Here is an 8,007-nt window from a genome sequence, read left to right on the forward strand (position 1 = left end):
CGATTTCCACGATGCTAACGGCGATTATTCATGGGCTACCGGCGATTTCCACGATGCTACCGGCGATTATTCATGGTTTACCGGCGATTTTCACGGTGCTAGCGGCGATTATTCATGGTTTACCGGCGATTTTCACGATGCTAACGGCGATTATTCATGGGTTATCGGCGATTTCCACGATGCTACCGGCGATTATTCTTGGTTTACCGGCGATAACAACCTTTTCGGAAAAATCAGCTAATTCATTTCCAAAGTGTCGAATAAAGCTACTAGATTCACAAAGAAAAGGGGATGGAGTAATGGGGAAAAATGTTTTGATCATTGCAGGTGACGCTGTAGAGGCGTTGGAAATTTATTATCCATATTATCGCTGCCTAGAGGCAGGCTATAACGTAACGATTGCAGCACCTTCTGCGAAAAAATTACAAACGGTATTGCATGATTTTGTCGAAGGCGTCGATACATACATCGAACGTCCAGCGTATGGCTTAGAGGCCCATTCAGCCTTTGCAGATATTGATCCCTCGCAATTTGATGGGTTAATCATTCCGGGTGGTCGAGCACCTGAATACATTCGTTTAAATGAGCATGTCCCAGCAATCGTCAGCCATTTCTTTGAAGCCAATAAACCGATTGCCGCAGTTTGTCACGCAGCTCAAATTTTCGCGACCATTCCTGAGGTGCTGAAAGGGCGAGAACTAACAGCCTATATTGCCTGCAAGCCAGAAGTACAAGTAGCTGGTGCCACTTATATTGAGGCGAACTTGCATACAGATGGTAATCTCGTAAGCGGTCATGCATGGCCTGATTTACCTGGTGTCATGCGGGAATTCATGCAAAAATTACAAGGTTAACGCTATGAAGTGAAGAGGGTGCCTAAAACTTACAGGCACCCTCTTTTTTATCTAGCCGTTTCTTGAAACTCAATATTGACCACTTTTTCCGTTGCGGTCGTATACTTAATTTTTACATAAACGCCGAATTCCTTGTTACCGTCTTTTAACCACAGCTTAAATTTTTCAATTGTTGCAGCCGCAGAAATTTCACTTCCTTCATGCAAATAGTCAATAATTTTCGCACGGGGATATTTTGACTGTGTCTCTGTTATAGCGAGCCTTCCCCATTTCGCATAGCTTGGCGTTGCTTGTTGAGCATGAGCAATCGTTGGAATAGGAAGAGGCGCAGTATTAGCTGTAAGAAAAATTCCAAGTGCAATAAATGACTTTCGCATAATCGAGCTCCACTCCTTTACCTTAGAATGCTCCATTTCCGGACAATCATTTATGCTCTTCAGGCTGTGAAGAAATTGGCATATTTTCTACAGTGATTGCAGCTGTACAATATTAAATCTTTTTTTAGTTTGCATAGAACTGCTGAAACAGCAAAAAATAAATGCTCCAGCAGAATTCACATTCTACTTTGGGGCATTTATTTTCATTCACATTTATTGACTGCGTTTATTTGGGTTACTTGGCTGTTGCACGTTATTATGAATCACTGCATTAAACTCGGCTGAATATTCTTCACGATCATTTCTTTTATGTGTATCTTTCTTCTTTTTCTTTTTGAAGCTTGTTTTACCTTTCTTCGCCATTACTGCCACCTCCAAAATTTAGCTAGTTCTTTTTATTGGATTGCTGATTTTTATCATGATTCGTTTTATTGTCTTTGTTTTTTGCCTTTGCATCGAATTCTGCAGAGAATTCTTCGTTTAGGTTGTCATTTGGGTTATTGTTATTGCTATTACTTCTATCGAGGTCTTTGCTTTTATAGGTGCCAAAAGGATTATGTGTTCTAACATTCATCGTTTTTTTGCTGTTTTTGTTATTTCTTTTGCCCATAGATGTTCACCTCCTACTTGTAATTTGCTCAGGAAGGAAGGAATTATGCTTTGGGGAAAACTTCAATGGTAGAAGATACATGTGCATTTTCTGTATAAAACGATCATGCGTTTTCACCGTTTGCGGGAATTTGGTATTCAACTCTTTGTTAGCTTCACTTGGATAGTTGCACGACTACGCAAGCTGCAATGCGTTTTTACTTTCCATAAAATCTAGGTATATTACTAATAAATGTATCTTTTAAGTCAACGGCTCATACATTCACAAGAACCCATCGCTTGGCTATCAATCGACCGTGCAGATAATGATCCGATACAAAAAACTTTAACTTTAAGGGGTCACTACCTAAACTGAACGGGGGCTATTTTTGCTATTTATAATCATTTTCAATCAAACTTTACCTACAATAGCAATAACATAAGTACATTTATACTTCAGTCCCAAACTAAAAGCTGTTATACGATTTAGGTTCGTAAAACAGCTTTTAAAAAAATCATTAGATTTTCTGCACTCTCGGCATAAAGCATGCAACTACTAATCCGACAATCGCAAATACCAACATAACTAAATATGCGTCATTGGTACTCAAAATAGACGATAATTGACGGATTTTTTCCTGAACATCTTGCTGTGTCGCAAGTGCTGTGGCATGAGCAGTTGATTGAATTGAATAAATAGTCATCACAACGGCTGTACCAATAGCACCTGCAAGTTGGCGAACTGTATTATTAACAGCAGATCCATGTGAACCTAATTCTCGTGGAAGTGCATTTAAGCCAGCTGTATTTAATGGCATCGTAATAAAACTTAAACCTATTCGTAAAATAATTGTACGAATCATGAGATATACAAAAGTTGTAGATGAGGTTAGATTTAGTACGCCCCCTATAGAAATAATAATAAATACTAGTCCAATTATAAATAAAGGTTTAGCCCCATATTTATCAAACATTTTCCCTGTAACTGGCGAAAGGAAGGCATTAATGACTGCTCCAGGTAAAAGTAGCAATCCTGCTTCTAAAGCTGTAAAACCTCGACCATTTTGCAAGTAAATAGGTAGCAAAATTAAGTCTGCATACATAATCACCGTAATAACAACATTAATAATTGATGTTAATGTAAAAATTTTATACTTGAAAACAGTTAAATTTAACAATGGATCTTTTGACTTGATTTGTCGGATACAGAACAGAGATGTAATGATAATACCAATAATGGTCGTTGTTAAAACAGTTACATCATCCCAGCCTTTACTTCCTGCACTACTAAATCCAAACAGAATACTGCCAAAGCCTATTGTTGAAAGTAAAATACTGAACATATCCAATTTTGCTTTTGTTGTTTCTGCGACATTCATTAAATATTTATTTGCTATCAAAATAACAGCAATTACAAATGGAACTAACCCGATAAATAGCCAACGCCATGAGAAATATTCAATGAGGAAACCTGAAAGTGTAGGAGCAATTGCAGGTGCAAATATCATTGCAAACCCTATTTTGCCCATTACTGCTCCGCGCTTTTCAGCAGGATATAAATATAAAATTACCGTCATCATAAGAGGTACGATGATGCCGGCTCCGACAGCTTGAATCATTCGTCCACTTAATAGTAAGCCAAAATTCATGGCACTCCCACAAACAATTGAACCGATTAATAAAAAGCCCATTGAGCTTATAAACAGTTGTCTCGTCGTAAACCTCTTCATTAAAAATGCAGTAATTGGGACAAGTACCCCATTAACAAGCATAAATCCAGTAGATAACCATTGGACGGTAGCCGCATCTACTTGAAATACATCCATTAAGTTACTAAGTGCAACATTTAACAATGTTTGATTTAATGTAGATAAAAAACATCCTATTATTAATACGACCAATAAAATGGTCTTTGCTCTTTCTGTTAATTCGTTTTGCATGTAAACTCCTTTATATTGAAACTTGTATTATCGACATTTTGTCGATAAAGTATATTGTATCAGAATGCTATATCTCTTGACCATAAACAATATTTTTCAAATTGTTCAGTAGTCGACAATAATAAATTTGCTGTCGATGAAATAAGAGATGATGAACAGAGGAGTGAACAAATGTCTGCGGATAAAAAAGAAGATCCAAGGTCGATTAGAACAAAGGAAATGTTTAAGAAGGCAGTCCTACAATTATTAAGTGCAGGGGAAAAGACTTCTTCATTGACCGTACAAAAAGTAGCGAAGGCTGCAAAATTAAATCGCACAACTTTTTATTTGCATTACCATGATATTCAGGAATTAATTGACCACCTAACCCACGAAATAATGGAAGAAATTTCAATTCAAATAATAACTCTTATTGATGCTAAAGATTTGACGGAGAAACAGCAATTAACGAAGTTATTAGATAAATTATATAGTCACCGTGATTACTTATTAATTTTATTTGACAATGATGACTTCGAAGAAAAGCTATTTATATTTATCCAACAACTTGTCATGAAGAGAAGGGAAAATAGTGAGCAAATACTACCGGAAAACTACGTAACAGTTGATATTAAAACTGCTTCGTTAATTGGTGTTATTATGTGGTGGATTAGAAAAGGCTTACACTTCAGTTCGGACTATATAGCGAATCAAATTTATCTATTGTATAAGAGTTAAATCACAAGCGGAAGAATTGATTAGGTTCATTAAGGTTAGATGTAAATTTCATTATAATAATAAAAAATTTATTCCTTATTCAACTAACCTCCGCCGTTAGTTCAATTAAAAAAAGAGCTAGCTTCTGATATCGTTGTTTTTTCATCTGGGCGTAATACAACAAAATGGACATCCAATCCCTCGCGAACGGCTTGAAACCAAGGGTCTAAAAACCAAGGTCCAATAATCCCATCTACAATTGTTTGATAGCCCCCTAAAGCAAATCGGGAAGCACTTGCCGTAAACGCTTCTAGTGTTACAATATTTTGATTCTGTGCTTCAGGCAACCATGTAGGGACATATCCTTTTTGAATGTACTTATAGAAGTCATCTGTATGCATATGGATTGAACGTTCATGTGTTGATTGTTCCGCAAGACGTCGTGCAATAGTACTCTTACCAGATCCCGGAGGTCCTGAAATGATAATAATAGGGGCCGATTGCATTTTAATTAATTCCTCCTGTCGAAGTTCGTTTAATGAAACTAGATACCTAACACTATAGATTAGTATATGGAGGAATTTGATTAAAAAACAGTCTTGTATTCACTTGACTTTTGACCCGAAACTATTTTAAAACTGTCTCGGCTGGAGTAAATGCTTCCCATTAATTATATTTCGTTGTTATTGATGAAATAAACCAATACTCTCTAAATGGTTCTAAATTCTTTTCTACGGTTATAATCTTCTGCCCACTACCAAAATCTGCATACGATGTCTCTAAATCATAATTAACGGTATACCGCATTCTTACTTTAATAACTAATCTTACGAATAACTCCCTTGTAAAAGCAGAAAATATGGTGAGGTGATTAGAATATGTTAAAAACAAAGATTGGATATATTATTTGTTTTTCGATTATTATAAGCTTATTTGTTTACAGTAAGTCCATATATACAAAATCGATGGAGTTATCCTTCTCGCAATCGAATAGTGATAAAAGTGAACATACACGAATTCAGGAATTGGAACAACGTTTAGATAACCTCGAACCACCTGAACCTACCACTACTCTTGACTCACCTTTCCCATTTGAAAAAGGAACAGAGGTGCATTTCCCTACCGATGTCATCCCCATTTCAGAAGTGTCAAAAGAAGGAACAAAAATTCCTTTCAAAGTAATAAAAAGCGAACCAAACTACATTAGACCAATATATGAAGAACAATGGCATAGCACATATGGGGGTGGGAGATGGAGCTATATTCCTTCTCGAATACACTATGCTCTTCACCGCATATTCCCTTTTTATGCCATCGGGATTTCTGCTGAATTTAATTTTCAACAGGAAGTAGGTATTGCTTTTCCTACTGATATAAATGAAACAGACCTTGACCTGTATATAGTTGTGTTTCAAACAAATATCACAGATGTTTATACAAAAGGAAATCAAGTTGTTGTTGTTGGAACACCTAAACGAACAGGAGTAGAGGTTATAAACATTAAAACAGCAGATATACACCCGAGTAATAAGGAGAAGTTTTTGTTAATTCAGTTAGCAACTAATGGAGCTGAACTTGATTATTCTTTAATTAGTTATCAACCACCCGATTATTGGTTAAAGCAAAAACAAAAAAATGAACGTGAAAAATCTAAAAAGGAGTGAACCTTTGCCTTATCAAGTAAGTTGATAAGGCTGTTATTTTATATAATCATTCTTATTCCTCTATTCTGTCTCGTTAGCTCAATAAGAAAAGCTGCCTTTGAATTCGGCAGCTTGATTTTAAACTCTTACCCTCTTTAGTTGAAGAAGGATTTTCTAATTAAAAAGCTTCTTTAACTGACCATCCTATATACTCACCTTTATATTTTTTTGAATATAAAGACATAAGCTCAGTTTGATAATCAACAAGTGCCAAAGCCTCTGTTTTTGTTGCTTTAATATTAGTACACTCGCTATTTTTGTTATCTATAGCGATATTAAATCCTGTTTCACCTATCTCATTGATACATTCTTCTGCACATTCATTTGGTATAGCAAGAGCATGAGTAATGTGACATGTATTGTCCTGAGATAAGTTAATTTTAGTTTCTTTTACTTTTAGTCTGTTTTCTCTAAGCCTTTTTTCTTTTTCCTCGGTAGTTTCATAATAATTAAATAAACCTTCTTCAAAAGCGTCGTCTATTTCAATACGGTTATAGTCTAAAATCCACTTTCTAAACTTATGGTATAAGGGCACAAGAGTATCTTTATTTAAGCCAAAAAAATCACATCCACGGTCGTCATACATGTGAAATATTATGTCCTTTTCAGTGCTAATAAAATATACAGATTCTCCAATAGAAGGATCTCTTCCTTGTTCATAATTTCCTATACCTCCCAGTACTTCCTTATAGCTAATAGACTTTAATCGTGAGTATACAAATTTCACTTTGTATTCATTTTTTATTTCTATTGTTTGACCCGTTAACTCATCATAATCCTCATCTATATCGAACAAAGTTTCCTCTTCTATATTTTGTTTACTTAATAAATCATACAGGTATTCTGGAGTGTTATTTCCAAACATAATATCCTCTGTTACATCCCAATCTTTTATATATAGATAAATAAAATCATCCGGCTTGAACACTTCTTCGAACAATGTGGTAACTCTTGTAACAACTTGATTAATTCTTTCTTCAGTTCCATTTTTATATGGGTCACCTAGTTCGAACCTTAGATGCAAATCGCTTGTTAAGTTAGGGAAATTACTTTCTATGTACTTCAATATTTTTTCCTTCAATGGAATTCCTCCCTCAAATAAATTCTGTGTAATCTCCCGTCTGCTTGTAACTTTTCGATATCTCCTTATAGGTTCCTTATTTAACTAAACTTCCTCTATAAACATTGATGTATCAACGGTTTCCACCACTTCGTGATGAAGAAAAAATAAGAGCTGTCTAAAATTTTTTATGATACCATCGCTATAGAAGATTTATTACTTTTCAATTCTTAGGAAAAATACCTGATGTAACTCTATTTAATATTTTTCTTAATGGCCATTGGCATAATGATGTTGTGATGATAATTATCAAAATGAAAACAACTGATTGCAGAAAACGACTTGAAAATTGTCCAGCAATCCAATTACCTCCATAATAAATGCAAATAACCCCCAAAAACACCGTGGAAAGATAGGCAAAAGAAGCGAGAATTAATTGTTTAGCCGTTAATTGTCTTATTGATTCTCTATTTTTGTGTATAAGATTGATTGCTACAAATATACAGTAAGCTATAATAATAAATGTAAACACACAAATACACCTCCCTTTATCGAATCTTCCTTTCAACAATATCCATATTATTACATTTCTTATTCATTCTAAACTGCACCGTTAGTACAATAACAAAAAAGAGCTGTCTAAGCAGCTCAATGGTCTTCAAGTAAAGCACCCTCTCGTTCAATAAGGATTTATTTGGATAGGCTACACTAAGTTGGACAGATAAAATAAGGGTTAGTAAACTTAGACTATAAACATAAGGGAGCGTGCTACTATGACACGTCAACGTC

The 8,007-nt window shown here is 35.1% G+C and carries 10 protein-coding genes; 3 read left to right on the top strand and 7 right to left on the bottom strand.

Features of this window, described 5'->3' with window-relative positions; genetic code table 11:
* The first annotated feature begins 299 nt into the window (after window positions 1-299).
* Window positions 300-854 carry a DJ-1/PfpI family protein gene (locus ACQKII_RS23250; RefSeq protein WP_427462821.1) on the top strand — a complete coding sequence of 185 codons (555 nt, stop codon included), beginning with the start codon at window positions 300-302 and terminating at the stop codon, window positions 852-854.
* Between the two features lie 47 nt (window positions 855-901).
* Here ACQKII_RS23250 and ACQKII_RS23255 read toward each other — a convergent pair whose 3' ends face one another.
* From ACQKII_RS23255 to ACQKII_RS23270, 4 genes are all read right to left on the bottom strand, one after another.
* Window positions 902-1,231, bottom strand: a complete 330-nt coding sequence (locus ACQKII_RS23255; protein WP_427462810.1) for a DUF3889 domain-containing protein — start codon at window positions 1,229-1,231, stop codon at window positions 902-904.
* A 213-nt stretch (window positions 1,232-1,444) separates the two neighbouring features.
* Window positions 1,445-1,594: a hypothetical protein gene (locus ACQKII_RS23260; RefSeq protein WP_369435969.1), complete on the bottom strand. Its 150-nt coding sequence runs from the start codon at window positions 1,592-1,594 to the stop codon at window positions 1,445-1,447.
* A 22-nt stretch (window positions 1,595-1,616) separates the two neighbouring features.
* A complete protein-coding gene (locus tag ACQKII_RS23265) occupies window positions 1,617-1,841 on the bottom strand; it encodes a hypothetical protein (protein WP_427462811.1) in 225 nt (74 codons plus the stop codon).
* Between the two features lie 496 nt (window positions 1,842-2,337).
* Window positions 2,338-3,759: a DHA2 family efflux MFS transporter permease subunit gene (locus ACQKII_RS23270; protein ID WP_427462812.1), complete on the bottom strand. Its 1,422-nt coding sequence runs from the start codon at window positions 3,757-3,759 to the stop codon at window positions 2,338-2,340.
* A gap of 171 nt (window positions 3,760-3,930) precedes the next feature.
* On the opposite strand from ACQKII_RS23270, the gene ACQKII_RS23275 reads away from it, so the two are divergent.
* Window positions 3,931-4,476: a TetR/AcrR family transcriptional regulator gene (locus ACQKII_RS23275; RefSeq protein WP_427462813.1), complete on the top strand. Its 546-nt coding sequence runs from the start codon at window positions 3,931-3,933 to the stop codon at window positions 4,474-4,476.
* Window positions 4,477-4,577: 101 nt separating this feature from the next.
* Here ACQKII_RS23275 and ACQKII_RS23280 read toward each other — a convergent pair whose 3' ends face one another.
* A complete protein-coding gene (locus ACQKII_RS23280; protein WP_427462814.1) occupies window positions 4,578-4,961 on the bottom strand; it encodes an AAA family ATPase in 384 nt (127 codons plus the stop codon).
* Window positions 4,962-5,480: 519 nt separating this feature from the next.
* Here ACQKII_RS23280 and ACQKII_RS23285 point away from each other — a divergent pair.
* Complete coding sequence (locus ACQKII_RS23285; protein WP_427462815.1) at window positions 5,481-6,119, top strand: hypothetical protein; 639 nt, start codon at window positions 5,481-5,483, stop codon at window positions 6,117-6,119.
* A 157-nt stretch (window positions 6,120-6,276) separates the two neighbouring features.
* Here the strand turns inward: ACQKII_RS23285 and ACQKII_RS23290 are convergent, their stop codons facing one another.
* Both ACQKII_RS23290 and ACQKII_RS23295 read right to left on the bottom strand, forming a co-directional pair.
* Window positions 6,277-7,239 carry a DUF3885 domain-containing protein gene (locus tag ACQKII_RS23290; protein WP_427462816.1) on the bottom strand — a complete coding sequence of 321 codons (963 nt, stop codon included), beginning with the start codon at window positions 7,237-7,239 and terminating at the stop codon, window positions 6,277-6,279.
* Window positions 7,240-7,441: 202 nt separating this feature from the next.
* Window positions 7,442-7,750: a hypothetical protein gene (locus ACQKII_RS23295; protein ID WP_427462817.1), complete on the bottom strand. Its 309-nt coding sequence runs from the start codon at window positions 7,748-7,750 to the stop codon at window positions 7,442-7,444.
* Window positions 7,751-8,007: the final 257 nt, after the last annotated feature.

This window comes from Lysinibacillus sp. NPDC048646 (assembly GCF_050272295.1).
GTDB lineage: Bacteria > Bacillota > Bacilli > Bacillales_A > Planococcaceae > Lysinibacillus.

Excerpts from the sequence above, each read along its gene's own strand:
- ACQKII_RS23255 (WP_427462810.1), bottom strand. The coding sequence starts at position 1,231 with ATGCGAAAGTCATTTATTGCACTTGGAATTTTTCTTACAGCTAATACT.
- ACQKII_RS23280 (WP_427462814.1), bottom strand. The coding sequence starts at position 4,961 with ATGCAATCGGCCCCTATTATTATCATTTCAGGACCTCCGGGATCTGGT.
- ACQKII_RS23265 (WP_427462811.1), bottom strand. The coding sequence starts at position 1,841 with ATGGGCAAAAGAAATAACAAAAACAGCAAAAAAACGATGAATGTTAGA.
- ACQKII_RS23260 (WP_369435969.1), bottom strand. The coding sequence starts at position 1,594 with ATGGCGAAGAAAGGTAAAACAAGCTTCAAAAAGAAAAAGAAGAAAGAT.
- ACQKII_RS23275 (WP_427462813.1), top strand. The coding sequence starts at position 3,931 with ATGTCTGCGGATAAAAAAGAAGATCCAAGGTCGATTAGAACAAAGGAA.
- ACQKII_RS23270 (WP_427462812.1), bottom strand. The coding sequence starts at position 3,759 with ATGCAAAACGAATTAACAGAAAGAGCAAAGACCATTTTATTGGTCGTA.
- ACQKII_RS23250 (WP_427462821.1), top strand. The coding sequence starts at position 300 with ATGGGGAAAAATGTTTTGATCATTGCAGGTGACGCTGTAGAGGCGTTG.